This window comes from Streptomyces sp. NPDC101191 (genome assembly GCF_044767915.1).
GTDB lineage: Bacteria > Actinomycetota > Actinomycetes > Streptomycetales > Streptomycetaceae > Streptomyces.
The window spans coordinates 250,894-277,163 of record NZ_JBIWOU010000005.1; the positions used below are offsets into that span (position 1 = coordinate 250,894).

General features: G+C 69.8%; 25 protein-coding genes and 3 tRNA genes. 11 read left to right on the forward strand and 17 right to left on the reverse strand.

Features of this window, described 5'->3' with window-relative positions; translation table 11 throughout:
* Window positions 1–11: 11 nt before the first annotated feature.
* From ACIRQF_RS20975 to ACIRQF_RS21005, 7 genes are all read left to right on the forward strand, one after another.
* Entirely contained in the window at window positions 12–1,148 is a 1,137-nt protein-coding gene (locus ACIRQF_RS20975; protein ID WP_376635355.1) for a hypothetical protein, read from the forward strand.
* 12 nt (window positions 1,149–1,160) lie between these two features.
* Window positions 1,161–2,264, forward strand: a complete 1,104-nt coding sequence (locus ACIRQF_RS20980; protein ID WP_404093958.1) for a hypothetical protein — start codon at window positions 1,161–1,163, stop codon at window positions 2,262–2,264.
* On the forward strand, window positions 2,264–2,836 hold the full coding sequence (locus ACIRQF_RS20985; protein WP_376635351.1) for a hypothetical protein: 573 nt from the start codon (window positions 2,264–2,266) through the stop codon (window positions 2,834–2,836). The genes ACIRQF_RS20980 and ACIRQF_RS20985 overlap by 1 nt, the downstream gene beginning before the upstream one ends.
* A 22-nt stretch (window positions 2,837–2,858) precedes the next feature.
* On the forward strand, window positions 2,859–3,248 hold the full coding sequence (locus ACIRQF_RS20990) for an ATP-binding protein (protein ID WP_389753461.1): 390 nt from the start codon (window positions 2,859–2,861) through the stop codon (window positions 3,246–3,248).
* Window positions 3,249–3,381: 133 nt separating this feature from the next.
* Window positions 3,382–4,290, forward strand: a complete 909-nt coding sequence (locus ACIRQF_RS20995; RefSeq protein WP_404093962.1) for a peptidoglycan-binding protein — start codon at window positions 3,382–3,384, stop codon at window positions 4,288–4,290.
* A gap of 42 nt (window positions 4,291–4,332) precedes the next feature.
* Window positions 4,333–4,626: a hypothetical protein gene (locus ACIRQF_RS21000; RefSeq protein WP_404093964.1), complete on the forward strand. Its 294-nt coding sequence runs from the start codon at window positions 4,333–4,335 to the stop codon at window positions 4,624–4,626.
* Window positions 4,613–4,876, forward strand: a complete 264-nt coding sequence (locus ACIRQF_RS21005) for a hypothetical protein (RefSeq protein ID WP_376635343.1) — start codon at window positions 4,613–4,615, stop codon at window positions 4,874–4,876. Before ACIRQF_RS21000 ends, ACIRQF_RS21005 begins: the two co-directional genes overlap by 14 nt.
* 70 nt (window positions 4,877–4,946) lie before the next feature.
* Here the strand turns inward: ACIRQF_RS21005 and ACIRQF_RS21010 are convergent, their stop codons facing one another.
* The 9 genes from ACIRQF_RS21010 to ACIRQF_RS21050 form a co-directional block, all read right to left on the reverse strand.
* Window positions 4,947–8,846: a DNA-directed RNA polymerase subunit beta' gene (locus ACIRQF_RS21010; protein WP_376635342.1), complete on the reverse strand. Its 3,900-nt coding sequence runs from the start codon at window positions 8,844–8,846 to the stop codon at window positions 4,947–4,949.
* A 100-nt stretch (window positions 8,847–8,946) separates the two neighbouring features.
* Window positions 8,947–12,429 carry a DNA-directed RNA polymerase subunit beta gene (gene rpoB / locus ACIRQF_RS21015; protein WP_376635340.1) on the reverse strand — a complete coding sequence of 1,161 codons (3,483 nt, stop codon included), beginning with the start codon at window positions 12,427–12,429 and terminating at the stop codon, window positions 8,947–8,949.
* Window positions 12,430–12,973: 544 nt separating this feature from the next.
* Window positions 12,974–13,360 (reverse strand): 50S ribosomal protein L7/L12, encoded by a 387-nt coding sequence (gene rplL, locus ACIRQF_RS21020; protein WP_376635338.1) that lies wholly within the window; start codon window positions 13,358–13,360, stop codon window positions 12,974–12,976.
* Between the two features lie 119 nt (window positions 13,361–13,479).
* Window positions 13,480–14,010, reverse strand: a complete 531-nt coding sequence (gene rplJ / locus ACIRQF_RS21025; RefSeq protein ID WP_376635336.1) for a 50S ribosomal protein L10 — start codon at window positions 14,008–14,010, stop codon at window positions 13,480–13,482.
* A 499-nt stretch (window positions 14,011–14,509) separates the two neighbouring features.
* Window positions 14,510–15,238 carry a 50S ribosomal protein L1 gene (rplA, locus tag ACIRQF_RS21030; protein WP_376635334.1) on the reverse strand — a complete coding sequence of 243 codons (729 nt, stop codon included), beginning with the start codon at window positions 15,236–15,238 and terminating at the stop codon, window positions 14,510–14,512.
* A 106-nt stretch (window positions 15,239–15,344) separates the two neighbouring features.
* Window positions 15,345–15,779, reverse strand: a complete 435-nt coding sequence (rplK, locus tag ACIRQF_RS21035) for a 50S ribosomal protein L11 (protein ID WP_030494213.1) — start codon at window positions 15,777–15,779, stop codon at window positions 15,345–15,347.
* Between the two features lie 159 nt (window positions 15,780–15,938).
* Window positions 15,939–16,838, reverse strand: coding sequence for a transcription termination/antitermination protein NusG (gene nusG / locus ACIRQF_RS21040; RefSeq protein WP_376635332.1), 900 nt, complete (start codon window positions 16,836–16,838; stop codon window positions 15,939–15,941).
* Window positions 16,839–16,882: 44 nt separating this feature from the next.
* Complete coding sequence (gene secE, locus ACIRQF_RS21045; protein WP_376635330.1) at window positions 16,883–17,167, reverse strand: preprotein translocase subunit SecE; 285 nt, start codon at window positions 17,165–17,167, stop codon at window positions 16,883–16,885.
* 110 nt (window positions 17,168–17,277) lie between these two features.
* A tRNA-Trp gene (locus ACIRQF_RS21050) sits at window positions 17,278–17,350 on the reverse strand.
* Window positions 17,351–17,576: 226 nt separating this feature from the next.
* Between ACIRQF_RS21050 and ACIRQF_RS21055 the strand changes: the two genes are divergently transcribed.
* Complete coding sequence (locus ACIRQF_RS21055) at window positions 17,577–18,803, forward strand: pyridoxal phosphate-dependent aminotransferase (RefSeq protein ID WP_376635328.1); 1,227 nt, start codon at window positions 17,577–17,579, stop codon at window positions 18,801–18,803.
* A gap of 123 nt (window positions 18,804–18,926) precedes the next feature.
* Entirely contained in the window at window positions 18,927–19,958 is a 1,032-nt protein-coding gene (locus ACIRQF_RS21060; RefSeq protein ID WP_376635326.1) for an adenosine deaminase, read from the forward strand.
* On the opposite strand, the gene ACIRQF_RS21065 is transcribed toward ACIRQF_RS21060, so the two are convergent.
* Window positions 19,903–20,640 (reverse strand): hypothetical protein, encoded by a 738-nt coding sequence (locus ACIRQF_RS21065; protein ID WP_404093971.1) that lies wholly within the window; start codon window positions 20,638–20,640, stop codon window positions 19,903–19,905. The genes ACIRQF_RS21060 and ACIRQF_RS21065 overlap by 56 nt on opposite strands.
* Before the next feature lie 38 nt (window positions 20,641–20,678).
* Window positions 20,679–21,284 carry a TetR/AcrR family transcriptional regulator gene (locus tag ACIRQF_RS21070; RefSeq protein ID WP_376635322.1) on the reverse strand — a complete coding sequence of 202 codons (606 nt, stop codon included), beginning with the start codon at window positions 21,282–21,284 and terminating at the stop codon, window positions 20,679–20,681.
* A 98-nt stretch (window positions 21,285–21,382) separates the two neighbouring features.
* On the opposite strand from ACIRQF_RS21070, the gene ACIRQF_RS21075 reads away from it, so the two are divergent.
* The gene (locus ACIRQF_RS21075; RefSeq protein WP_404093974.1) at window positions 21,383–22,021 is read left to right on the forward strand and encodes an NAD(P)-dependent oxidoreductase; all 639 of its coding nucleotides are present in this window, start codon (window positions 21,383–21,385) and stop codon (window positions 22,019–22,021) included.
* Between the two features lie 109 nt (window positions 22,022–22,130).
* Here the strand turns inward: ACIRQF_RS21075 and ACIRQF_RS21080 are convergent, their stop codons facing one another.
* From ACIRQF_RS21080 to ACIRQF_RS21105, 6 genes are all read right to left on the reverse strand, one after another.
* Window positions 22,131–23,237: a UDP-N-acetylmuramate dehydrogenase gene (locus tag ACIRQF_RS21080; protein WP_404093976.1), complete on the reverse strand. Its 1,107-nt coding sequence runs from the start codon at window positions 23,235–23,237 to the stop codon at window positions 22,131–22,133.
* 153 nt (window positions 23,238–23,390) lie between these two features.
* A complete protein-coding gene (locus ACIRQF_RS21085) occupies window positions 23,391–23,819 on the reverse strand; it encodes a MaoC family dehydratase (protein ID WP_376635316.1) in 429 nt (142 codons plus the stop codon).
* Between the two features lie 2 nt (window positions 23,820–23,821).
* The gene (locus ACIRQF_RS21090; protein ID WP_365337478.1) at window positions 23,822–24,274 is read right to left on the reverse strand and encodes a MaoC family dehydratase N-terminal domain-containing protein; all 453 of its coding nucleotides are present in this window, start codon (window positions 24,272–24,274) and stop codon (window positions 23,822–23,824) included.
* Window positions 24,275–24,356: 82 nt separating this feature from the next.
* Window positions 24,357–24,521 (reverse strand): 50S ribosomal protein L33, encoded by a 165-nt coding sequence (gene rpmG / locus ACIRQF_RS21095; protein ID WP_003956487.1) that lies wholly within the window; start codon window positions 24,519–24,521, stop codon window positions 24,357–24,359.
* A gap of 89 nt (window positions 24,522–24,610) precedes the next feature.
* A tRNA-Met gene (locus ACIRQF_RS21100) sits at window positions 24,611–24,683 on the reverse strand.
* Window positions 24,684–24,727: 44 nt separating this feature from the next.
* Window positions 24,728–24,800, reverse strand: a tRNA-Thr gene (locus tag ACIRQF_RS21105).
* A gap of 196 nt (window positions 24,801–24,996) precedes the next feature.
* Between ACIRQF_RS21105 and ACIRQF_RS21110 the strand changes: the two genes are divergently transcribed.
* The gene (locus ACIRQF_RS21110; protein ID WP_389753485.1) at window positions 24,997–26,268 is read left to right on the forward strand and encodes an amidohydrolase family protein; all 1,272 of its coding nucleotides are present in this window, start codon (window positions 24,997–24,999) and stop codon (window positions 26,266–26,268) included.
* The last annotated feature ends 2 nt before the right edge of the window (window positions 26,269–26,270 follow it).

Genomic DNA, 26,270 nt, shown 5'->3' on the forward strand with positions numbered 1-26,270 from the left:
AGGAGATCTCCATGCCCGTACGCTCCGGCTGGCTGCTGCCCACCGGTCAGACCCGCCAGAACACCCGTATCACCGCCCTCGGGGCCACCACCCCCGCGAACCCCCTCGCCTCCCGCTCCGGCATCCTGCCCGGCACGTACGACGGCAAGTTCCGCGTCGGCGGCCTGTGGATGACCGGCTCCGGCCCGATGACGGCCACCGTCTACCACGGCAAGGCCATCGTCCAGGGCAACACCACCGACGGGGCCTACCCGGTCGCCCTCGACGAGGACATCACCATCACCTTCGGCGACGGCGACCCGCTCAACCCGCGCATCGACCTGGTCGTGCTGCGCGTGTACGACAACGACATCGACACCCTGGGCAAGTACGAGGCCGCGATCGAGATCGTGAAGGGAACGCCGAAGGCCGTCCCGGAGGCGCCGGCCGCGCCCGCACGCTCGCTGACGCTGTTCTCCGTGCTGGTCAAGAAGGGCGCGTCGGCCGGCACCGGCGGCATCGACTGGGCCGGCGGCGCCTCCACGGACCTGCGCACCACCGTGGTCTCCGCCGGCGGCATCCTGCCCGTCTACAACAACGCCGGTGTCGCCGGCTCCTACCCGGGCCAGTACCAGGACAACGACAACGCCCACTTCCTGCAGCGCTGGGACGGCACCGCCTGGGTCGCCTACCCGAAGGAGATCGGCGGCATCGCGCCCAGCGGCACCGTCGCCACCGGCAGTTACAGCGGCCAGTACCGCGACAACGGCGGGAACCTGCAGCGCTGGAACGGCAGCGCCTGGGTGAACTACGCCTCGACCGAGGTCGAGACCACCACCGCCGGTGCGACGGCCCTCCCCAACTGGTCGCTGGTGTCGTTCTCCGCCCGCCGGACCAAGACCGGGCTGTGCAGCCTGTCCGTCACGGTCACCCGTACCGGCGCCCAGGTCAACGCCGACAGCGCCGGCAACATCGGCGACGAGCCGCTGGTCGTCCTGCCCTCCGGCTGGCGCCCCGCCATCTCCATGGAGGCGGTCGCCTGCGACGGCTTCGGCTCGGGCGCCGCCTACGTCAGCGCCAACGGGCAGATCGACCTGCGCACCTGGTCCTCCAACGGCGCGCTCGCCGCCGGGCGGAACATCCGCGTCTCCGCCACCTTCGTCCTGTAAGGAGGCCCGCCCATGGCCATCGACACGCCCTACCGGGCCATCTTCTGTGACCTGATCACCGATCAGACCATCGACATCCTGCCGCTGCGGGACGTCTCGTTCGACGACTACATCGGCAAGGCCGGCTCCCTGTCCGGCACCATCCCCATCCCCAACAAGGAGATCGCCGACCGGGTCAAGAAGGTCCGCGAGGGCCGCACCGCGGTCTACCTGGAGCGCGGCGGCGACCTGTGGTGGGGCGGCATCATCTGGACCACCACGCTGCAGTCCAGCGGCCGCGGGGTGCTGACCCTCGGCATCCAGGCCGCGACCTTCGACTCGTACGCCGGCCGTCGCCGGATCCGGGCCGACCTGTCCTACACCGACACCGACCAGCTGGAGATCGCCCGCGGTCTGTGGCGGGAGATGACCACCAAGAACGCCCGGTGCTTCAAGGTCTCCTTCGGCGAGGAGCAGTCCGACGTCCTGCGGACGATGAGCTGGCGCGACGGCGACGAGACGGTCTACCTGGAGGCCCTGGACCAGCTGGCCGGCCTCCAGGACGGCTTCGAGTACCAGTTCCTGGTCTACCGCGACCCGGCCACCGGCGAGCGCGTCCGGCAGCTGCGGCTCGGCCACCCGAAGATCCGTACCGGCGCCACCGACCTGCTCTTCGACCGGCCCGGCGTGATCCTGTCGTACTCCTTCCCGTACGACGCGACCCGCGGCGGCACCACGGCCGTGGCCCGCGGGGCCTCCGCCGGCGGCAACGCCGGCCAGGAGTCCCGGCCGCTGATCTCCACCCCGCAGGAGCTGGCGACCGAACTGCTCAGCGACGGCTGGCCGTTGATCGACCTCTCCTCGGACCACAACGAGATCAGTGACCAGCTGACGCTGAACGCACTGGCCAAGGCGGAACTCGACGCGGCCCGCGGCCCCGTCGTGATCCCGGCCATCAGCATCCACCTCGGCGGGATCGTCCCGCCCGCACTGATCGGACGGGTGGCCCGGGTCCGGATCACCGACGAGTGGTTCTCCGGCGGGCTCGACGCCCGCTACCGCATCATCGGCATCAAGATCACCCCGCCGGAACGCGGCCGTCCCGACACCGCCGAGCTCTACCTTGAGGAGGCCTGATGCCCCAGCTGCCCGAGGACATCATCGACCGGCTCAACCAGATGGAACGCCGGATCAAGGCCCTGTCGACGGCCGTCAACGTCCGGCCCGCCGTGAACGAGATCCGCCCGCCCAAGCAGAGCGGCACCGTCACCAACGCCCGGCCGCTCTTCCGGATCTTCGACGGCTACGACCACGAGATCTTCGCCGACGACATCATGACGGGCGGTCTCGCCCGGCCCTGGCTGCATCTGATGCCGCCGGTTCCGACCGACCCCTCCAGGTGGCCCTCCACCACGAGCGCGAGCTTCACCACCATCGCCCGGTCCTTCAACCCCGTCTGGCAGCCGAAGCTGCGCCTGGCCCTCAGCACGGCGGCGTCCGTCAACGCCACCGGCCAGGTGCGGGTCATGGTCGACGACGTCCAGTTCGGTCCCACCGTCACCGCCGGCAACACCTTCGACCACCTCGCGCTGATCCCCGGCGACATGAAGACGAAGTTCGGCACCACGATGAAGATCGAGATCCAGGCACTGGCCAGCGGCGGCACGGTCTACGCCCAGCCCACCCTCATCTACGGCACCCAGACCTGATCCGGCCACCGAGGAGCACAGCATGAACATCGACCCGAACCAGCCCTGGGGCGTGGCCATCGACTACGCGGGCCGCGCCACCGTCACCGAGAACGGCCACACCCTCAACATCCGCGTCTACGACAACAGCTTCGGCGGCACGGTGGAGAAGGACCCGGTGACCGGCCAGTACCCGCCGGTCTTCGTCAACGCCTCCTTCGCCGAGAGCGGCGGCGGTGACGCCGCACTGCGCGGCAGCGGCTTCATCGTGGTGAACGGCCAGAACGGCAACCCGGTCGTCCCCGACCCGACCGCAGTCCAGCGGGCGGTCGCGGCCGCCCTCACCGACTTCGAGGCCCGCCGCGCCGCCTACGCGGTGCTCTGCGCCACCTGGGCCCCGGCCCCGCAGCCGCCGGAGACCCCCGCCCCGTAACGCCCCGCCCCACCCCGTAGCCCGCCCCGAGCCGACCGACCGGCCGGGGTTTTCTCATGCCCGAAATCCCGGGATCCCGGAGCCCCGGACCAACGGAGCCCCGGATCCCGGAACCCCTGCCCGGAGGACACAGATGGCCACTCCCCTCTCCGCGGACCGGTTGGTCGCCGCGCTCCGCGCCGAAGGCGTCACCGTCGTCGAGCACGACGGCTGGCGCAACCACAACCGCAACGGCCACGGCGCCTGGGGCCCCGTGGTCGGTGTGGTGATCCACCACACGGTCTCCAGCGGCACCGCCAACACCGTCGAGCTCTGCTACAACGGCTACGAGGGTCTGCCGGGCCCGCTGTGCCACGGCGTCATCGCCAAGGACGGCACGGTCCACCTGGTCTCCAGCGGCCGTGCCAACCACGCCGGCGGCGGGGACCCGTCCGTCCTCCAGGCCGTGATCAGCGAGACCTACGGGGTGCGGCCGCCCGTCCCCCGCGAGCACCAGGGCAGCGCGGGCGCCGTCGACGGAAACTCCCGCTTCTACGGCTTCGAGTGCATCAACCTCGGCAACGGCAGCGACCCCTGGCCGGCCGCCCAGCTCGACGCCATCGAGCGGGTGTCCGCGGCGCTGTGCCGCGCGCACGGCTGGGGCGCCAAGTCCGTGATCGGCCACTCCGAGTGGTCCGACTGGAAGAACGACCCGCGCGGCTTCGGCATGCCGGGCATGCGGGACCGGGTGCAGAAGCGCCTCGGCTCCGCGCCCGTCGCCAAGCCCACCGCGCCGAAGCCGGCCGCCCCGCGCTACCAGCCGTTCCCCGGGACCGCCTTCTTCCGCACCACCCCGAGCTCCGCCGTCGTCACCGCGATGGGCCGCCGGCTGGTCGCCGAGGGCTGCGGCCGCTACCAGGTCGGGCCGGGTCCGCGCTGGTCCGAGGCCGACCGCCAGTCGTACGCCGCCTGGCAGCACAAGCTCGGCTTCCGCGGCTCCGACGCCGACGGCTGGCCGGGCGCCGCGTCCTGGAACGCGCTCAAGGTGCCGTTCGTGCAGTAGCACCACCCTCGCAACAGCTCCCCCACGCAAGGAGAACCACCCATGTCCGAAGCCGCCAAGCGCACGGCCCGCACCGTGCTGCAGACCGCCGTCGGCATCGCCGTCGTGCTGCCTGCGCTCGTCGACGCCTCCGGCGTCCCCGCGACCCTCCCCTGGGTCGCGGGGGCCCTCGCCGTCGCCGGCGCCCTCGCCCGGGTCATGGCCTTCCCGGGCTTCCAGGCGCTGCTGCCCTCGTGGCTGCGCACCACCCCGGAGGCCCAGCCCCCGGTGCTCGCCCCGGTCCCGGACCTCGACCCGGCGGACCTCCCGGAGGCGGCGGCCGATGACCGAGTCTGACCCGAACGACCCGGTCGCCGTCGCCCTCGAACTGGAGCGGCTCCGGGGCACCCTGGAGGCCGGCTTCGCCCGGGTCGACGGCTCGCTCGCCCTGCTCGTGCAGCGCAGCGACCAGACCGACAAGCAGCTCGCCGACCACGAGGCCCGGCTCGACGAGCTGGAGCGCTCCCGCTGGCCGCTGGCCAGCATCGGCGCCCTGGCCGCGATCGCGACCGTCGTGGTCGCCGCCTGGGAACTGACCGCGCGCTGATCCCTCTTCCGAGAACGCCGAAGGGCGGCACCCCCGCGGGGGTGCCGCCCTTCTTTCGCGTTACTACGCCTTACTGGTTGTACGGACCGTAGTCGTAGTCCTCCAGCGGAACGGCCTGGCCGGAGCCGGTGCCGAACGGCGAGTAGTCGATGTCGTCGTAGCCGACGGCCGAGTACATCGCGGCCTTGGCCTCCTCGGTGGGCTCGACCCGGATGTTGCGGTAGCGGGACAGACCCGTACCGGCCGGGATGAGCTTACCGATGATGACGTTCTCCTTGAGGCCGATGAGGCTGTCGGACTTGGCGTTGATCGCCGCATCCGTCAGGACTCGGGTCGTCTCCTGGAAGGAGGCGGCCGACAGCCAGGACTCCGTCGCCAGCGAGGCCTTGGTGATACCCATCAGCTGCGGACGGCCGGAGGCCGGGTGGCCGCCTTCCTGGACCACACGACGGTTCTCGGTCTCGAACTTCGAGCGCTCGACGAGCTCGCCCGGCAGCAGCTCCGCGTCGCCGGACTCGATGATCGTCACGCGGCGCAGCATCTGCCGGATGATGATCTCGATGTGCTTGTCGTGGATCGACACGCCCTGCGAGTTGTAGACCTTCTGGACCTCGCCGACCAGGTGCACCTGGACCGCACGCTGGCCGAGGATGCGCAGCACGTCGTGCGGGTTGGTGGCACCCACGGTGAGCTTCTGGCCCACCTCGACGTGGTCGCCCTCGCCCACGAGCAGACGGGCACGCTTCGAGATCGGGAACGCCGTCTCGTCGGTGCCGTCGTCCGGGGTGACGACGATCTTCTTGGTCTTCTCGGTCTCCTCGATGCGGACGCGACCGGCCGCCTCGGAGATCGGGGCGACACCCTTGGGCTGACGGGCCTCGAAGAGCTCGACGACACGCGGCAGACCCTGGGTGATGTCGTCACCGGCCACACCACCGGTGTGGAAGGTACGCATCGTCAGCTGGGTACCGGGCTCACCGATGGACTGGGCGGCGATGATGCCGACCGCCTCACCGATGTCGACCAGCTTGCCCGTGGCCAGCGAGCGGCCGTAGCAGAAGGCACAGGTGCCGACGGCCGACTCACAGGTCAGGACCGAGCGGGTCTTGACCTCCTCGACGCCCGCGTTGACCAGGGCGTCGATGAGCACGTCACCCAGGTCGACGTTGGCCGGCGCGATGACCTTGCCGTCCACGACGACGTCCTCGGCGAGCATCCGCGCGTACACGGAGGTCTCGACGTCGTCCGTCTTGCGCAGGGAGCCGTCCGCACCGCGCTCGGCGATCTTCAGCTTCAGACCGCGCTCGGTGCCGCAGTCCTCCTCGCGGATGATCACGTCCTGCGAGACGTCCACCAGACGACGGGTCAGGTAACCCGAGTCGGCGGTACGCAGGGCGGTGTCGGCGAGACCCTTACGGGCACCGTGCGTCGAGATGAAGTACTCGAGGACGGAGAGGCCCTCACGGAAGGACGCCTTGATCGGACGCGGGATGGTCTCGTTCTTGGCGTTCGACACCAGACCACGCATACCGGCGATCTGCCGCATCTGCATCATGTTTCCTCGGGCACCCGAGTCAACCATCATGAAGATGGGGTTCGTCTTGGGGAAGTTCGCGTTCATCGCCTCGGCGACCTCGTTGGTCGCCTTGGTCCAGATCGCGATGAGCTCCTGCGTGCGCTCTTCCTTGGTGATCAGACCGCGCTCGTACTGCTTCTGGACCTTCTCGTCCTGCGCCTCGTAGCCCTTGACGATCTCCTTCTTCGCCTCGGGAACGACGACGTCGGAGATGGCCACGGTGACACCGGAACGGGTCGCCCAGTAGAAGCCGGCCGCCTTCAGGTTGTCGAGCGTCGCCGCCACGATGACCTTGGGGTAGCGCTCGGCGAGGTCGTTGACGATCTCGGAGAGCTGCTTCTTGCCGACGGAGTAGTCGACGAACGGGTAGTCCTCGGGCAGCAGCTCGTTGAAGAGCGCGCGGCCCAGGGTCGTCCGGACGCGGAACGAGTCACCCTGCTGCCACTCCGGCTCGCCCTCCTCGGCGACCGGGGGAACCCAGCCGCGCGGCGGGACGGTGCCGATCGGGAAGCGGATGTCGATCGGGGACTGCAGCGCCAGCTCGCCGGCGTCGAACGCCATGATCGCCTCGGCCGTGGAGCCGAACGCGCGGCCCTCGCCCTTGGTGTCACGCAGCTCGCCGTCGGTGGTGAGGAAGAACAGACCGAGGACCATGTCCTGGGTCGGCATCGTCACCGGACGGCCGTCGGCGGGCTTGAGGATGTTGTTCGAGGACAGCATCAGGATGCGGGCCTCGGCCTGCGCCTCCGCGGAGAGCGGCAGGTGCACGGCCATCTGGTCACCGTCGAAGTCCGCGTTGAAGGCGGTGCAGACGAGCGGGTGGATCTGGATGGCCTTGCCCTCGACCAGCTGCGGCTCGAAGGCCTGGATGCCGAGGCGGTGCAGCGTGGGCGCACGGTTCAGCAGAACCGGGTGCTCGGCGATGACCTCTTCGAGGACGTCGTACACGACCGTGCGGCCGCGCTCGACCATCCGCTTCGCCGACTTGATGTTCTGCGCGTGGTTCAGGTCGACCAGGCGCTTCATCACGAACGGCTTGAAGAGCTCCAGCGCCATGGCCTTCGGCAGACCGCACTGGTGCAGCTTGAGCTGCGGGCCGACGACGATGACGGAACGCGCGGAGTAGTCCACACGCTTGCCGAGCAGGTTCTGACGGAATCGACCCTGCTTACCCTTCAGCATGTCGCTGAGGGACTTCAGCGGACGGTTGCCGGGGCCCGTGACCGGGCGACCACGACGGCCGTTGTCGAAGAGGGCGTCGACCGCCTCCTGGAGCATCCGCTTCTCGTTGTTCACGATGATCTCGGGGGCACCGAGGTCGAGCAGACGCTTCAGACGGTTGTTGCGGTTGATCACGCGGCGGTACAGGTCGTTCAGGTCGGAGGTCGCGAAGCGGCCACCGTCGAGCTGCACCATCGGACGCAGGTCCGGCGGGATGACCGGCACGCAGTCGAGAACCATGCCCTTGGGGCTGTTCGCGGTCTGCAGGAACGCGGAGACGACCTTGAGGCGCTTGAGCGCGCGGGTCTTCTTCTGGCCCTTGCCGGTGCGGATGATCTCGCGGAGCTTCTCGGCCTCCTCCTCGAGGTCGAAGGACTCCAGGCGCTTCTGCAGCGCCGCGGCACCCATCGAGCCGTCGAAGTACGTGCCGAAGCGGTCACGCAGCTCGCGGTAGAGGAGCTCGTCGCCCTCCAGGTCCTGGACCTTGAGGTTCTTGAAGCGGGTCCACACCTCGTCGAGGCGGTCGATCTCGCGCTGCGCACGGTCGCGCAGCTGCTTCATCTCGCGCTCGGCACCCTCGCGCACCTTGCGGCGCACGTCGGCCTTGGCGCCCTCGGCCTCGAGCTCGGCCAGGTCGGACTCGAGCTTCTTGGCGCGGTTCTCCAGGTCGGAGTCGCGACGGTTCTCGATCTGCTGACGCTCGACGGAGACGTGCGCCTCCAGCGAGGGCAGGTCACGCGTACGGCGCTCGTCGTCGACGTACGTGATCATGTACGCCGCGAAGTAGATGACCTTCTCGAGGTCCTTCGGGGCGAGGTCGAGCAGGTAGCCAAGACGCGACGGAACGCCCTTGAAGTACCAGATGTGGGTGACGGGAGCGGCGAGCTCGATGTGGCCCATCCGCTCACGGCGCACCTTGGCGCGGGTGACCTCGACGCCACACCGCTCACAGATGATGCCCTTGAAGCGGACACGCTTGTACTTGCCGCAGTAGCACTCCCAGTCCCGGGTCGGACCGAAGATCTTCTCGCAGAAGAGTCCGTCCTTCTCGGGCTTCAGGGTGCGGTAGTTGATGGTCTCCGGCTTCTTGACCTCGCCGTGGCTCCACTGACGGATGTCGTCAGCGGTGGCCAGACCGATCCGGAGCTCGTCGAAGAAGTTGACGTCGAGCACTATGCGTCAATCCCTCTCAGGGTTGTAAGGCTGTGGGTCTGATACGGGGGTCCTGGGGCCGGCCGGGGGCTCATTCGCTGAGCCCCCGACCGGACTCCCGTCAGACCTCTTCGACGCTGCTCGGCTCGCGCCGGGACAGGTCGATGCCGAGCTCCTCCGCTGCGCGGAAGACGTCCTCGTCGGTGTCGCGCATCTCGATGGACATGCCGTCCGAGGACAGCACCTCCACGTTGAGGCACAGGGACTGCATCTCCTTGATGAGCACCTTGAAGGACTCGGGGATGCCGGGCTCAGGGATGTTCTCGCCCTTGACGATGGCCTCGTAGACCTTCACGCGGCCGGTCACGTCGTCGGACTTGATCGTCAGCAGCTCCTGGAGGGCGTAGGCGGCGCCGTAAGCCTCGAGCGCCCACACCTCCATCTCACCGAAGCGCTGGCCACCGAACTGGGCCTTACCACCCAGCGGCTGCTGGGTGATCATCGAGTACGGACCGGTCGAACGGGCGTGGAGCTTGTCGTCGACCAGGTGGTGGAGCTTGAGGATGTACATGTACCCGACCGAGATCGGGTCCGGGAACGGCTCGCCGGAGCGGCCGTCGAACAGGCGCGCCTTGCCGGAGGGGAGCACCATGCGCTCGCCGTCCCGGTTCGGGATGGTGTGCTGGAGCAGACCCGCGAGCTCGTCCTCACGCGCACCGTCGAAGACCGGGGTGGCGACGTTGGTGCCGGGGGCGACCTGGTCGGCACCGATGGCCTGGAGGCGCTGCGCCCACTCGTCGGCGAGGCCGGAGACGTCCCAGCCGCGGCTGGCGAGCCAGCCGAGGTGGATCTCCAGGACCTGTCCCGGGTTCATTCGGGACGGGACGCCGAGCGGGTTGAGGATGATGTCGACCGGGGTGCCGTCCTCGAGGAAGGGCATGTCCTCGATCGGGAGGATCTTGGAGATGACACCCTTGTTGCCGTGACGGCCGGCGAGCTTGTCACCATCGGTGATCTTGCGCTTCTGGGCGACGTAGACGCGGACCAGCTGGTTCACGCCCGGGGGAAGCTCGTCGCCCTCCTCGCGGTCGAAGACGCGGACGCCGATGACCTTGCCGGTCTCGCCGTGCGGGACCTTCAGCGAGGTGTCACGGACCTCACGGGCCTTCTCACCGAAGATCGCGCGGAGCAGGCGCTCCTCCGGGGTCAGCTCGGTCTCACCCTTCGGGGTGACCTTGCCGACCAGGATGTCGCCGGCGACGACCTCGGCACCGATGCGGATGATGCCGCGCTCGTCGAGGTCGGCCAGGACCTCCTCGGAGACGTTCGGGATGTCCCGGGTGATCTCCTCGGGGCCGAGCTTGGTGTCACGGGCGTCGACCTCGTGCTCCTCGATGTGGATCGAGGAGAGGACGTCGTCCTGCACGAGGCGCTGCGACAGGATGATCGCGTCCTCGTAGTTGTGACCCTCCCACGGCATGAACGCCACGAGCAGGTTCTTGCCGAGGGCCATCTCGCCCTCTTCGGTCGCCGGACCGTCGGCGAGGACCTGGCCCTCGATGACGCGGTCGCCCTCGTCGACGACGACCTTCTGGTTGACCGAGGTGCCCTGGTTCGAGCGGGAGAACTTGTGCAGGCGGTACGTGTTGTACGTGCCGTCGTCGTTGGCCACCGTGACGTAGTCGGCGGACAGCTCCTGGACCACGCCGGCCTTGTCGGCCTTGAGCACGTCGCCGGCGTCGGTGGCGCAGCGGTACTCCATGCCGGTGCCGACGAGCGGGGCCTCCGACTTAATCAGCGGAACGGCCTGACGCATCATGTTCGCGCCCATGAGGGCACGGTTGGCGTCGTCGTGCTCGAGGAACGGGATCATGGCGGTCGCGACCGACACCATCTGGCGCGGCGAGACGTCCATGTAGTCGACGTCGGTCGGCGGGACGTAGTCGACCTCGCCACCACGGCGGCGGACCAGAACGCGGGGCTCGGTGAACTGGAGCTCGTCGTTCAGGGTCGCGTTCGCCTGGGCGATGACGAAGCGGTCCTCCTCGTCGGCCGTGATGTAGTCGACCTCGTCGGTGACCTGGCCGTCGACGACCTTGCGGTACGGCGTCTCGATGAAGCCGAACGCGTTGACGCGGCCGTACGAGGCGAGCGAACCGATCAGACCGATGTTCGGGCCTTCGGGGGTCTCGATCGGGCACATGCGTCCGTAGTGGGACGGGTGCACGTCTCGGACCTCGAAGCCGGCCCGCTCACGGGACAGACCACCGGGACCCAGCGCCGAGAGACGACGCTTGTGCGTCAGACCCGACAGCGGGTTGTTCTGGTCCATGAACTGCGACAGCTGGCTGGTGCCGAAGAACTCCTTGATGGAGGCGACGACCGGCCGGATGTTGATCAGGGTCTGCGGCGTGATCGCCTCGACGTCCTGGGTGGTCATGCGCTCGCGCACGACGCGCTCCATACGAGCCAGACCCGTGCGGACCTGGTTCTGGATGAGCTCGCCGACGTTGCGCAGACGACGGTTGCCGAAGTGGTCGATGTCGTCGGTCTCGACGACGATCTCCCGGCCCGACTCGCCGATCGTCTCGGTCTCGCCCGCGTGGAGCTTCACGAGGTACTTGATCGTGGCGATGATGTCGTCGGTGGTGAGGACACCCGCGTCCAGCGGCTCGTCCGCGCCGAGCTTCTTGTTCACCTTGTAGCGGCCGACCTTCGCGAGGTCGTAGCGCTTCGGGTTGAAGTAGAGGTTCTCGAGCAGCGTCTGGGCGGCCTCGCGCGTCGGCGGCTCGCCCGGACGGAGCTTGCGGTAGATGTCGAGCAGCGCGTCGTCCTGGCCCTGGGTGTGGTCCTTCTCCAGGGTGGCGCGCATGGACTCGTACTCGCCGAACTCCTGCAGGATCTGCTCGGTGGTCCAGCCGAGCGCCTTGAGGAGGACGGTGACGGACTGCTTGCGCTTGCGGTCGATGCGCACACCGACCATGTCGCGCTTGTCGATCTCCATCTCCAGCCAGGCACCCCGGGACGGGATGATCTTGGCGGAGAAGATGTCCTTGTCGGACGTCTTGTCGATGGAGGAGTCGAAGTAGACACCAGGGGAACGGACCAGCTGCGACACGACGACACGCTCGGTGCCGTTGATGACGAAGGTGCCCTTGTTCGTCATGAGCGGGAAGTCGCCCATGAAGACCGTCTGGGACTTGATCTCGCCGGTCTCGTTGTTCGTGAACTCCGCGGTCACGAAGAGCGGGGCACCGTAGGTGAAGTCACGGTCCTTGCACTCGTCGATCGAGTTCTTCGGCGGCTCGAAGCGGTGGTCGCGGAAGGTCAGCGACATCGACCCGGAGAAGTCCTCGATCGGGGAGATCTCCTCGAAGATCTCCTCCAGACCCGACTTCGTGGGGACGTCCTGTCCCGACTCAAGGGCGGCCTCGACGCGAGCCTTCCACGCGGCGTTGCCGAGCAGCCAGTCGAAGCTCTCGGTCTGGAGCGCGAGGAGGTTCGGAACCTCGAGGGGCTCCTTGATCTTTGCAAAGGAGATGCGCAGCGGGGCGGTGCTGGCGCCGTTGTTCGTATTGGTCGAGGCGTTGCGCGAGGCGGCCAAGAGGGGGTCCTTCCGAGGGCTCGGACTCACTACGCGCGTACCGGTCCCTTGCTGAGCCCCGTGGAAGACGATTCCCGATATGGCCAAAGGACCAGGTCAGAGTGGGTCGACCAGCGAAGCGGATGCGAGGGGATGCCCCTGGTGACGGGCAGGGGGCAGCTAACAGGCAGCGCAAAGGGTCAGTGTAGCCACTTGGCCCACTGATGTCCAGGGCGAGTTCTTCGCGACCCTCGTTGTTCTCAACTCCGCTGTACCTCGCGCCGTGCGGCGCACCTCGATACTGCCCGTTCGGTCGTCGATCCATGCCTCGGAAACGGATCGTTGTGACGACGCGTCCTGAGAATTGCGCGCTGCGTGCGGTTCGTCAAGGCCCCAGCCTCTGCGCGGCGCACGGCGAAGATCACCATACTCCGCTTCCGGAGGCCCGGACGACCGCCGCCACGCGGGTCCGGGAACGCCGAAAGGCGACCACCCAGATGGATGATCGCCTTTCACGCTGCAAGCGTTACACGCTCAACAGAGGAGTCGCTGACGCGACGAGGTGTTACTTGACCTCGACGGAGGCGCCGGCGCCCTTGAGGGCCTCGGCGGCCTTCTCGGCGGCGTCCTTGGCAACCTTCTCGAGGACCGGCTTCGGGGTGCCGTCGACGAGGTCCTTGGCCTCCTTCAGACCCAGGGAGGTCAGCTCACGCACGACCTTGATGACCTGGATCTTCTTGTCGCCGGCGCCGGTGAGGATGACGTCGAACTCGTCCTTCTCCTCGACGGCCTCGGCGGCACCGGCGCCCGGGGCACCCGGGGCGGCAACGGCGACGGCCGCGGCGGCGGTGACGTCGAACTTCTCCTCGAACGCCTTCACGAACTCGGAGAGCTCGATGAGGGTCATCTCCTCGAACTGCGCGAGCAGGTCATCCTGAGAGAGCTTCGCCATGATGGGCGATCCTTCCACTAATTCGGCAGGTGCCGGATGTACATGTGAGGCGGGCGTACGTTCGGCCCGCTGCGACCCGCGCCGCCCCTGTGGGCGGTCGGATCATTGCGCGAGCCGAGTTACTCGGCACCGCCCTGCTCGGCCTGCTTGGCGCGAAGCGCGTCCACGGTGCGGACGAGCTTCGACGGCAGCGCCTGGAAGAGCTGAGCAGCCTGAGACTGCTTGCCCTTGAAGGCACCGGCCAGCTTGCTGAGCAGAACCTCGCGGGACTCGAGGTCCGCAAGCTTCTTGATGTCGTCGGCGGAGAGAGCCTTACCGTCAAGGACACCGGCCTTGATGATGAGGTTCGGGTTCTCCTTGGCGAAGTCACGCAGAGCCTTCGCCGACTCCACCGGGTCACCGGTGACGAAGGCGACCGCGGTCGGACCAGCGAAGTGCTCGTCCAGTGCGGTGATCCCGGCCTCGTTGGCCGCAATCTTGGTCAGCGTGTTCTTCACCACGGCGTACTGGGCGTTCTCACCGAGCGAACGACGCAGCGTCTTGAGCTGCGCCACGGTGAGACCCCGGTACTCGGTCAGCACAGCGGCGTTCGAGCCACGGAACTGGTCCGCGAGCTCGGCCACCGAGGCAGCCTTGTCGGGCCTTGCCATAGAGCGTCGGCCTCCTTCCGGGTGATGGGACCGCTCGGAAGGGGCTGAACAAAACAGAACGCCCCGGGCGCAGGCGCACGGGGCTCAGCTCGACCGAATCTCGAAGGACCCGGGAACTCATCCACAGTCACCTGCGCGGGTCGTTCGCATATGCAGCGAATCCTTCGGTCACCGAACCCTGACGGGCGCAGCGACGACCAGCGGTCTTTGGCTTCGTCGAAAGAGTACGCGACACCCCGGGCGGGGTGCAAATCGCCCCCGGGCGGACCAGAGGGCCGTCCGACGACGCCCCAGGGCCGCGGTGTGTGCGCATCGCCCCCGTGCGGGCCAGAGGGCCGCCGGGCGACACCCCGGAGGCGCGGGGTACACATCGCCCCCGTGCGGGCCAGGAGGGCCGGCCCGCCCCACGGACGCGGAACCGCCCCCCGCGCCTCCGGAGAGGCACGAGGGGCGGCTTCAAGGACGCTGGAGCCCTACGAGGGCTCCTGAGCCGTCAGGCTCAGACCGCGGCCGGGTCCTCCTCGACGAGGAGGTTGCGGGTGCGGTTCGAGTCGACCGGAATGCCGGGGCCCATCGTGGTGCTGATGGCGGCCTTCTTGATGTAGCGACCCTTGGCGGCGGACGGCTTCAGACGGAGGATCTCCTCCAGGGCCGCGCCGTAGTTCTCCACCAGCTTGGTGTCGTCGAAGGACACCTTGCCGATGATGAAGTGCAGGTTCGAGTGCTTGTCGACGCGGAACTCGATCTTGCCGCCCTTGATGTCGTTGACAGCCTTGGCGACATCGGGGGTGACGGTGCCGGTCTTCGGGTTCGGCATGAGACCACGCGGGCCGAGGACGCGGCCGAGGCGGCCGACCTTGCCCATGAGGTCCGGGGTGGCGACGACGGCGTCGAACTCGTTCAGGCGGTTGCCCTTGGAGATCTCGTCGATGAGCTCGTCGGAGCCGACGATGTCGGCGCCCGCGGCGATCGCGGCCTCGGCACGGTCACCGGTCGCGAAGACCAGGACCCGGGCGGTCTTGCCGGTGCCGTGCGGAAGGTTCACGGTGCCACGGACCATCTGGTCGGCCTTGCGCGGGTCGACACCCAGACGGAAGGCCACCTCGACGGTGCTGTCGAACTTGGTGGTGGAGGTCTCCTTGGCGAGACGGACGGCCTCGAGCGGGGCGTAGAGCTTCTCCCGGTCGATCTTCGCGTCCGCAGCGCGGAGGGACTTGCTGCGCTTCACTGCTACTCCTGTGCAGTTACACCATGCGGCTGTCGCCGCGTGGCAGGTATGGAGTCGTGGTGCGGGCCGGCGCGGGCCCTACCACTGAAGGACTACAGGGGGGTGATCAGCCCTCGACCGTGATGCCCATGGAGCGGGCGGTGCCGGCGATGATCTTGGACGCGGCGTCCAGGTCATTGGCGTTGAGGTCGGGCATCTTGGTGGTGGCGATCTCGCGGACCTGCGCCTCGGTGATCTTGGCGACCTTGGTCTTGTGCGGCTCGCCGGAGCCCTTCTCCACACCCGCGGCCTTGAGGATCATCTTGGCGGCCGGCGGAGTCTTGGTGATGAAGGTGAAGGAACGGTCCTCGTAGACCGTGATCTCCACCGGGATGACCCAACCGCGCTGCGACTCGGTCGCGGCGTTGTAGGCCTTGCAGAACTCCATGATGTTGACGCCGTGCTGACCGAGCGCGGGGCCGACCGGCGGGGCCGGGTTCGCCGCACCGGCGTTGATCTGGAGCTTGATAAGCCCCGTGACCTTCTTCTTCTTGGGAGGCATTGCTCTCTCCGGGTCCTAGTGAGAGTTTTCAGCCGATCCATCCGGTCATCCGGATGGAGGCATACCGCACAACGATAACGGGTATAGCTGCGCGTCCAAAAACCGAGCAGGTCAGAGCGGCTGTCACAGCCCCTCTGACCTGTCCGGAAACTTGAGTCGTCAGTTCTTCTGGATCTGGTCGAAGCTGAGCTCGACCGGGGTCTCGCGACCGAAGATCTCGACGAGGCCCTTGACCTTCTTCGAGTCGGCGTTGATCTCGTTGATCGTGGCCTGGAGGGTGGCGAAGGGGCCGTCGGTGACGGTGACCGAGTCGCCCACCTCGAAGTCGAGGACCTCGACGGTGACCTTGCGGGCCGGCGCCGGCTTGCCCTCGGCCTCGGCGGCCTCACGGGCGGCCTTCTCCTCGGCCTCCGGGGCGAGCATCTTGACGATCTCGTCCAGGGTCAGCGGGTACGGGTCGTAGGCGTTGCCCACGAAGCCGGTGACGCCGGGCGTGTTGCGGACGACGCCCCAGGACTCGTTCGTCAGGTCCATGCGGACGAGCACGTAACCGGGCAGCTTGTTCTGCCGGACGTTCTTGCGCTCGCCGTTCTTGATCTGGACGATCTCTTCCTCGGGGACCTCGGCCTGGTAGATGAACTCCTCGACGTTCAGCGAGACGGCACGCTGCTCGAGGTTGGCCTTCACGCGCTTCTCGTAGCCCGCGTAGGTGTGGATCACGTACCACTCGCCGGGCAGGGTGCGCAGCTCCTCGCGGAGCGCGGCGATGGGGTCGACCGGAGCGGCGGGCTCGGCGTCCTCCGCCTCGCCGGCGGCCTCGACGGCCTCCTCGGCCTCGTCGGCCTCTTCCTCGGCGGCCTCGACGTCGGCGACCTCGGTGCCGTCGTCCTCGGTGTCCTCGTCCTCGACGTCCGGCTCGGCGTCGGCCTCGACCTCGTCGAGCTCGCCGGCCTCGGCGTCCGCAGCCTCGGCCTGGTCCTCGTCGGCCGCCTCGACGATGTCGAGCTCGTCCTCGACGGACTCGGTCTCGAAGGCGTCGTTCAGGTTCGCGTCAGACACGGTGGCTGCTTCTTCCTGCGATACAGATGGGGTGGAACAAAAAGTCAGCCGAAGACGTACTTGACTGCTTCCTGGAAGCCATAGTCAATCACGGTCACAAGGCCGATCATGATGACAACGAAGACAATCACCACAGTGGTGTACGACGTCAGCTGGCTACGAGTGGGCCAGACGACCTTGCGGAGCTCCGCGATGACCTGGCGGTAGAAAAGGGCGAGACGGCCCAGAGGGCCCTTCTTCCCGCGCTTGCCGCCCTTGCGGGTCTTCTTCGACTCCGGAGCGGCGTCCTCGGCATCAGGCATGTCGATGGAGCCTACGGCATCCGTCACGATGTCTCACCTGATTCCGGGTCGTGGCCGTGCCGCGCCCGGGGTGGGTGGAGCCGCACGGCGGTGCAATGAAGTACGTACATGCGCACACAACCTGGCGGTGTGTGTAGCAGGGCCGGAGGGACTTGAACCCCCAACCGCCGGTTTTGGAGACCGGTGCTCTACCAATTGAGCTACGACCCTTCGTGGCTTCCCCAACCTACCGCATCGTGAGATGTGGTCGGTGCGGGGCCAACGAGCAGTGAGTGTACGTGGTCATGGGCCCTCCCGTCGAACAGGTAACGCTCCGACCTGCCGGTCACCCGCCGGGCGCCCCTGAAGATCACCGCGTACGACCGGGAATGACCGTTCCTGTCCGCTCCGTGAAACCCGTGTACCGGGCCCTGACGGGGTCTGGGACCATGGCCGCATGAGCGCTGCTACCCCTCCCACCGAGCGACGGGTCTCCGCCCGGATCGGTGCGATCTCCGAGTCCGCCACCCTCGCCGTCGACGCCAAGGCCAAGGCCCTCAAGGCCGCCGGCCGTCCGGTGATCGGTTTCGGCGCGGGTGAGCCCGATTTCCCGACGCCCGACTACATCGTCGAGGCGGCCGTCGAGGCCTGCAAGAACCCGAAGTACCACCGCTACACGCCGGCCGGCGGCCTGCCCGAGCTCAAGGCCGCCATCGCCGCGAAGACGCTCCGCGACTCCGGCTACGAGGTCGACGCCTCCCAGATCCTGGTGACCAACGGCGGCAAGCAGGCCATCTACGAGGCGTTCGCCGCGATCCTCGACCCGGGCGACGAGGTCATCGTCCCGGCTCCGTACTGGACCACGTACCCCGAGTCGATCCGCCTCGCCGGCGGTGTCCCGGTGGAGGTCGTGGCCGACGAGACCACCGGCTACCGGGTCTCGGTGGAGCAGCTGGAGGCGGCCCGCACCGAGCGGACCAAGGTCGTCCTCTTCGTCTCCCCCTCGAACCCGACCGGCGCCGTCTACAGCGAGGCCGACGCCGAGGCCATCGGCCGCTGGGCCGTCGAGCACGGCCTGTGGGTCCTCACCGACGAGATCTACGAGCACCTGGTCTACGGCGACGCGAAGTTCACCTCGCTGCCGACGCTGGTGCCCGAGCTGCGCGACAAGTGCATCGTCGTCAACGGCGTCGCCAAGACGTACGCCATGACCGGCTGGCGCGTGGGCTGGATCGTCGGCCCGAAGGACGTCGTGAAGGCCGCGACCAACCTGCAGTCGCACGCCACCTCCAACGTGAGCAACGTGGCGCAGGTCGCCGCGCTCGCCGCCGTCTCCGGCAACCTGGACGCGGTCGCCGAGATGCGCACCGCCTTCGACCGGCGCCGCCAGACGATCGTGCGGATGCTCAACGAGATCGAGGGCGTGTACTGCCCGACCCCCGAGGGCGCGTTCTACGCGTACCCGTCGGTGAAGGACCTGATCGGCAAGGAGATCCGCGGCAAGCGCCCGCAGAGCTCGGTCGAGCTGGCCGCGCTGATCCTGGACGAGGCCGAGGTCGCGGTCGTCCCGGGCGAGGCCTTCGGCACGCCTGGCTACCTGCGCCTGTCGTACGCGCTGGGCGACGAGGACCTGGTGGAGGGCGTGTCCCGGATCCAGAAGCTCCTCGCCGAGGCGCGCGACTGACCGGGTCACCGGCCCTACGGGCCCCTGCCTCTCCGGAGGCGGGGGCCCGTTTTTACGTTCTAGCAAGGTCCCGATCGGGGAAACGGACTGTATTCGTCCATTCGGGTGCGGCAGGATCGGCCAATGGAGCACGTTCACCGCGATCTCAGCGCCCTGCCGAAGGCCCACCTGCACCTGCACTTCACCGGCTCGATGCGGCCCTCGACCCTGATCGAACTCGCCGACAAGTACGGGGTGCACCTCCCCGAGGCGCTCAAGAGCGGTACGCCGCCGAAGCTCCGGGCCACGGACGAGCGCGGCTGGTTCCGCTTCCAGCGGCTCTACGACATGGCCCGCTCCTGCCTGCGCGAACCGGAGGACATCCAGCGCCTGGTGCGCGAGGCCGCCCAGGAGGACGTACGGGACGGCTCCGGCTGGCTGGAGATCCAGGTCGACCCCACCTCGTACGCGCCGCTGCTCGGTGGTCTGATCCCGGCCCTGGAGATCATCCTGGACGCCGTGGACACGGCCGCCCGCGACACCGGGCTCGGGATGCGGGTCGTGGTCGCGGCGAACCGGATGAAGCACCCCCTGGAGGCGCGCACCCTGGCCCGGCTCGCGGTGCGGTACGCGGACCGGGGCGTGGTGGGCTTCGGGCTGTCCAACGACGAGCGCCGGGGCATGGCCCGCGACTTCGACCGGGCCTTCGCCATCGCCCGCGAGGGCGGTCTGCTCGCGGCCCCGCACGGCGGTGAGCTGACCGGCCCCTCGTCCGTCCGGGACTGCCTGGACGACCTGCGGGCGGCCCGGGTCGGCCACGGCGTACGGGCCGCGGAGGACCCGCGGCTGCTGCGCAAGCTGGCGGAGCGCGGGGTGACCTGCGAGGTGTGCCCGGCGTCCAACGTGGCGCTCGGCGTCTACGAGAAGCCCGAGGACGTGCCGCTGCGCACGCTCTTCGACGCGGGCGTCCCGATGGCCCTGGGGGCGGACGACCCGTTGCTCTTCGGCTCCCGGCTCGCGGCGCAGTACGAGATCGCCCGCAGGCACCACGGCTTCTCGGACGCGGAGCTGGCCGAGCTGGCCCGGCAGTCCGTGCGGGGCTCGGCGGCCCCGGAGGACGTCAGGGAGAAGCTGCTCTCGGGGGTCGACGACTGGCTGGCGGCGCCGGCGGCCTGAACCGGTGCAGCGGCGGGTGGGCCTGGAAGCCGATGTCGAGCTCGGTGCCGTCCGGTCCCGCGGTGCACTGGTCGAAGTACGGGGTGAGGGAGGCGAGCAGGGCGTCGTGGCCCTGGAGGGCGCGCCTCTGGTGCGGGCCGTGGCCCGCCGCGGTCGAGAACTCCTCGGCGGCGGCGCAGAAGACGTCCCGCCCGCCGAAGAGGAAGAGGGTGCGGGCGTGCACCACGGGGCGGATCCGCTCGGCCTCCGACCAGCGCCGCTGCCGGTCCCGCCGTTCCCGGGCCGCGTTCCAGACGGCCGCCCGGTCGGCGGTGCGCCGCTCGTCCGTGCGGACGGTGAGCGGCCGGCCGGCCCGCAGCCGGGCCCGTAGCGCGGGCCAGGCGGAGGGGCGCAGGCCGCCGGTCGCCCGGTGGGCCAGGACGAGGTCGACCGGGGTGCCCGGGGCGAAGGCGCGGGGCAGGCTCGTGCGCAGCGGGACGTGCACGAGCGTGTGCCGGGAGAAGGCGGCGAAGGAGAACAGGGCGGCGAGCCGGGACAGCCCGTCGTGGTCGCCGACGAGGTAGCCCCAGCGGTCGTGGAACGGGGAGTTGACGGTGGTGTGCCGCAGCGGCTCCCAGGGCTGGACTATCCGGTGGGTGACGGTCCCCGTCCGGGGCCGGAACTCGCGGGCCTTCACGCGCATGGGCGCCAGCGTGACCACGCCGCCTGACGCGGGGCAACTCAATTCCGTACGGCGATCCCGCGCATGAGGGTGCGGGCGATCGAGCGCGCGAAGTCGTCGAGGGACTCCGGCGGCCTGCGGTCCGGGGTCATCTCGTAGGCGAAGGCGCGCTGAACGCAGGCCCCCAGGAGCAGGGCCGCGGCCGCCCGGGTGTCGGCCCCGGCGTCGATGCGGCCGTGTTCCTGCTCGGCGCGGAGGTAGCCGGCCAGGCCTTCGATGGGCTTGTGGGGGCCTGCGCCGAGCTCCCGCATGACCTCCTCGTGGCGGGCCTTGAGCTGGGGCTCGGCGTAGAGGGACGCGGCCATCGGGAACGTCTGCTCGTAGAAGAGGGCGGCCCGGCGGGCGATCTCGGCGAGGTTCTCCTCGACTCCGCGGCCCTGGGGGTCGACGGCGAGGGTGCCGAGGAGGTCGCCGAGCTTGGGCAGCCGTTCGTTGAGGACCGTGACGAACAGCTCCTCCTTGCTCGGGAAGTACTTGTACAGCGCGGCCTCCGAGCAGCCGGCGGCCTTCGCGATCTCCTTGGTGGTGGTGCGGGCCAGGCCGGCGGTCCGCATGAGGTCGCGGGCGGCGTCGATGATCCGGGTGCGGGTCGGCTTCTGGTCCACAGGAACTCCCGGGAAGGGCTTGACGGGTGAGTGAGTACCCACCCACCCTAGAGGTAAGTGAATACTCACTCACCCCTGAAGAGCCTGGAGAGTGCGACATGAAGCTCACTGTCTTCGGTGCGACCGGCGGTATCGGCCGGGAGGTCGTCCGCCAGGCCCTGGACGCGGGCCACGAGGTGACGGCGGTCGTGCGCGACCCCGCGCGGTTCACCGTCACCGGGGAGCGGCTGGAGGTCTTCCGCGCCGACCTCACCGACCCCGAGGCCCTGCGCGGCGCGGTGGCCGGCCGGCACGCGGTCCTCTCGGGCCTGGGCGCCCGCAACCGGGCGGTCGCGGCCACGGGCATCGCGGCCCGGCTGACGCGCCCGGTGCTCTCGGCGATGGACGCCGAGGGCGTCCGCCGGCTCCTCGTCGTCAGCGCCGCGCCGCTCGGCCCGGTGCCGCCGGGTCAGGGCGTGGCCGACAGGGCGGTGCTGGCGATCGTCAACTCCGTCCTGAAGGACGTCTACGCGGACCTGCGGGTGATGGAGCGGGAGCTCGCCGCGAGCGCGACCGACTGGACCTCCGTCCGCCCGCCCAAGCTCACAAACAAGCCGGTCACCGGACGCTACCGGACCGTGGTGGGCGGCAACCCGCCGCGCGGCCGCTCGCTCGCGCGCGCCGACGTGGCGCACGCGATGCTGGCGATGATCGACGACCCCTCGACGGTGAAGCAGGGCGTGGGCGTCGCCTACTGAGACGGGACCCACCCGACGCGGGGCCTGCCGGGGCGGTGGCCCATCGGCAGGGAGCCACGCGGCACGGGCCTTCCTCGACGGGCGCCCGACCGGGTCCGGCTGCCGGGTATCAGAGCTCGACGCCGACGGTCACCGGCTCGTTGACCAGGGTGATCCCGAAGGCCTCCCGGACCCCGGCGACGACCTCGCGCGCGAGCGCGAGCAGGTCCTCGGTGGTCGCCTCGCCCCGGTTGGTCAGGGCGAGGGTGTGCTTGGTGGAGATCCGGGCGGGCCCGGAGCCGTACCCCTTCACGAAGCCGGCCTTGTCGATCAGCCAGGCCGCGGAGGTCTTCATCGAGCCGTCCGCGCCCGCCGGGTAGGCGGGCGCGGGGGTGTCCGGGCCGAGCCGCTCGGCCACGCGCCCGAGGAAGGCCGTGTACTCCCCCGCCGTCAGGATCGGGTTGGTGAAGAAGGAGCCCGCCGACCACGTGTCGTGGTCCTCCGGGTCCAGGACCATGCCCTTGCCGGCCCGCAGCCCGAGGACGGTCTCCCGCGCCCGCGCGAGCGGCACCCGGTCACCCGCCTCGACGCCGAGGGCCCGGGCCGTCTCCGGATACGCGATCGGCGCCGACATCCCGCCGGCGTCCGCCAGCCCGAAGCGGACGCGGAGCACGACGTAACGGTCCGGCTGGTCCTTGAAGAGGCTGTGCCGGTACGAGAAGGCGCACTCGGCGTTCGTGAGCGTGACCGTCTCCTCGGCCCGGCGGTCGTACGCGACGACCTCGGTGATGGTGGCGGACACGTCCTGGCCGTAGGCGCCGACGTTCTGGATCGGGGTGGCACCCGCCGAGCCCGGGATGCCGGCCAGGCACTCGATCCCCGCGAGCCCGGCCTCGACGGTCCGCGCGACGGCGTCCGTCCAGACCTCGCCGGCGGCGAGCTCCAGGCGGGTCCCGTCGAGGGAGAAGCCCCGGGTGGCGATGTGCAGGGCGGTGCCGTCGAAGCCCTTGTCGCCGATGACCAGGTTGGAGCCGCCGCCGATGACGAGCAGCGGGGTCCCGGCAGCGTCCGCCTCGCGGACCGCGGCGACCACCTCGTCGTCGGTGGTGGCCGTGACGAGCCGGGCGGCGGGCCCGCCGAGCCGGAAGGTGGTCAAGGGGGCGAGGGGAGCGTCCTGGAGTACGTGCACGGGCTCAAGAGTACGTTCCGCACGGCAGCCGCCCGGTCCGCGTCGCACGGCAGCCGCCCGGTCGTCGCACGGCAGCCGCCCGGTCGTCGCACGGGAGCCGCCCGGTCGTCGCACGGCAGCCGCCCGGTCCGCGCCGCCCGGTCCGCCGCGGGAACGACGGAGCCCCGGCGCCGTGGGGCACCGGGGCTCGGGTCGTACGCGTCAGGCGAGCTGCACGACGGCCCGGGACATGCCGAGCACCTTCTGCCCGGCGCTGGTCGCGGTGAGGTCCACGCGCACCCGGCCGTCGTCCAGCTTGGCGGCCACCTTCGCGGCGACCTCGACGACGGCGCCGTCGGCGTCGTTGGGGACGACGACCGGCTTGGTGAAGCGGACGCCGTACTCGACGACGGCGGCCGGGTCGCCGGCCCAGTCGGTCACCACGCGGATCGCCTCGGCCATGGTGAACATGCCGTGGGCGATGACGTCGGGGAGGCCGACCTCCTTGGCGAACTTCTCGTTCCAGTGGATGGGGTTGAAGTCACCGGAGGCACCGGCGTACCGGACCAGCGTGGCGCGGGTCACGGGGAAGGTCTGCGCGGGCAGCTCGGTGCCGACCTCGACCTCGTCGTAGGCGATCTTCGCGGTCACGGTCAGGCCTCCTCGGGGGCGCGGGACACGAGCTTGGTCCAGGCGGTCACGACGTGCTCGCCGCTCTCGTCGTGGACCTCACCGCGGATGTCCAGGATGTCGTTGCCGGCGAGCGACTTGATCGCCTCGATGGTGCTGGTGACCGAGAGGCGGTCGCCGGCGCGCACCGGGCGGGTGTAGGCGAACTTCTGGTCGCCGTGCACGACGCGGCTGTAGTCCAGGCCGAGCTGCGGGTCCTCGACGACCTGGCCCGCGGCCTTGAAGGTGATCGCGAAGACGAAGGTCGGCGGCGCGACGACGTCGGGGTGACCGAGGGCCTTGGCGGCCTCCTGGTCGGTGTACGCGGGATTGGCGTCCCCGATCGCCTCGGCGAATTCGCGGATCTTCTCGCGGCCGACCTCGTACGGCGCGGTGGGCGGATAGGTCCGGCCCACGAAGGACTGGTCGAGCGCCATGGCCTCGATACCTCCTGGATCTCTTGCGTACAAACGACGCGAGGCCGTCCCCGGTGGGGGACGGCCTCGTGTTCGAGCCTGTTTAGCGCGTCTCGCGGTGCGCGGTGTGCGAGTTGCAGCGGGGGCAGTGCTTCTTCATCTCAAGACGGTCCGGGTTGTTACGCCGGTTCTTCTTGGTGATGTAGTTCCGCTCCTTGCACTCCACGCAGGCCAGCGTGATCTTCGGGCGGACGTCGGTGGCAGCCACGTGAGTGCTCCTTGGACGGACTGATTAACGGATGAACGCATGAAAGAGTAGCCGATCGCAGGACCGACCCCACAATCGGCTACTGTGTGTAGCGGTGACCGGACTTGAACCGGTGACACAGCGATTATGAGCCGCTTGCTCTACCGACTGAGCTACACCGCTTTGATGTTCAGGTTCCCGCCCGAAGGCGGGTTCCCTCTCACCAGAGCCCCAATACGGAATCGAACCGTAGACCTTCTCCTTACCATGGAGACGCTCTGCCGACTGAGCTATTGGGGCGAGCGAGGAAGACATTACACGGTCCTCCGCCCATCACCCAAATCCGTTTCCCGGGTGCTCGCCCCAGGCCCCTCCTAGGCCACTCGTGCCCTCATCGGTACGACTATTGCGCTCCTCCTCGAAGCCCGGTGCGGGCACCCCTAGGCTCGGGGCCCACGCTGCGTGATCTTGGTCCTGGCGAGCCGTGAGGAGCCCGATGTCCGCCGACAGCAAGCAGCCCCAGCCGCCGCCCGACGACCGGGCCGCGGCACCCGCCGACACCACGTCGCTGCTGCTCTCGAACGCGCGGCTCACCGACGGGCGCGCGGTGGACGTGCGGCTCGGCGGCGGCCGGATCGAGGCCGTCGGCACCGCCGGCAGCCTCGCCGCCCGGGGGGCCCGCGTCGACCTCGCCGGCTATCTGCTGCTGCCCGCCCCCGCCGAGCCCCACGCGCACGCCGACAGCGCGCTCACCGCCGACTCCCCCGGGCCCGTCGCGTACACGACCGAGGAGGTCCAGCGCCGGGCCACCGAGGCGGCGCTGCTCCAGCTCGGCCACGGCGCGACCGCGCTGCGCGCGCAGGTGCGGATCGGGGACGTGCACGGCCTCGGCCCGCTCGAAGCCGTGCTGCAGGCCCGGCGTTCGCTCCGCGGCCTGGCCGACCTGACGGCCGTGGCGGCGCCCCGGCTGCTCACCGGCGCGGCCGGCGCCGACGGGCTCGCGATGCTGCGGGACGCGGTGAAGATGGGTGCCGGGGTGGTCGGCGGCTGCCCCGACCTGGACCCGGACCCCACCGGGTACGTGGAGGCGGTCCTGGAGGTCGCCGGCGAGCACGGCTGCCCCGTGGACCTGCACACCGACGGGGACGACCCGGCCCGGCTGGCGCGGCTCGCGGCGATGGCCGGGGGGCTGCGGCCCGGGGTGACGATCGGGCCCTGCGCGGGCCTCTCCCGGCTGCCCTCCGACCAGGCCCGCCGGGCCGCGGACCAGCTGGCGGCGGCCGGGGTGACCGTGGTCTGCCTGCCGCAGGGCGGCTGCGCGGCCACCGAACTGCGCGGCACGGCGCCGGTGCGGCTGCTGCGGGCCGCCGGGGTGCGGGTCGCGGCGGGCGGCGGGGCGCTGCGGGACGTGTCCCACCCGGTGGGGCGCGGCGACCCGTTGGAGGCCGCCTACCTGCTGGCCTCGCTGTCCGGCCTGTCGCCCGAGGAGGCGTACGGCGCGGTGAGCGCGGACGCGCGGGCCGCGATGGGTCTTCCGGAGGTACGGGTCGAGGCCGGCTTCCCGGCGGAGCTGCTCGCGGTACGGGGCGAACGCCTCGCGGGCGCGCTCTCCCTGGCGTACAGCCGGATCGTGGTGCACCGGGGCCGGGTGGTGGCCCGGACGAGCGCGGTGCGGGAGTACTGCGACTCGGCGGCGGCCCTGGACCTGCCCCGGCAGGCGCGCCCGGACTCGGGAGGCCCGGCCGGGCCCGGGGCCGTACGGTCGTGAGT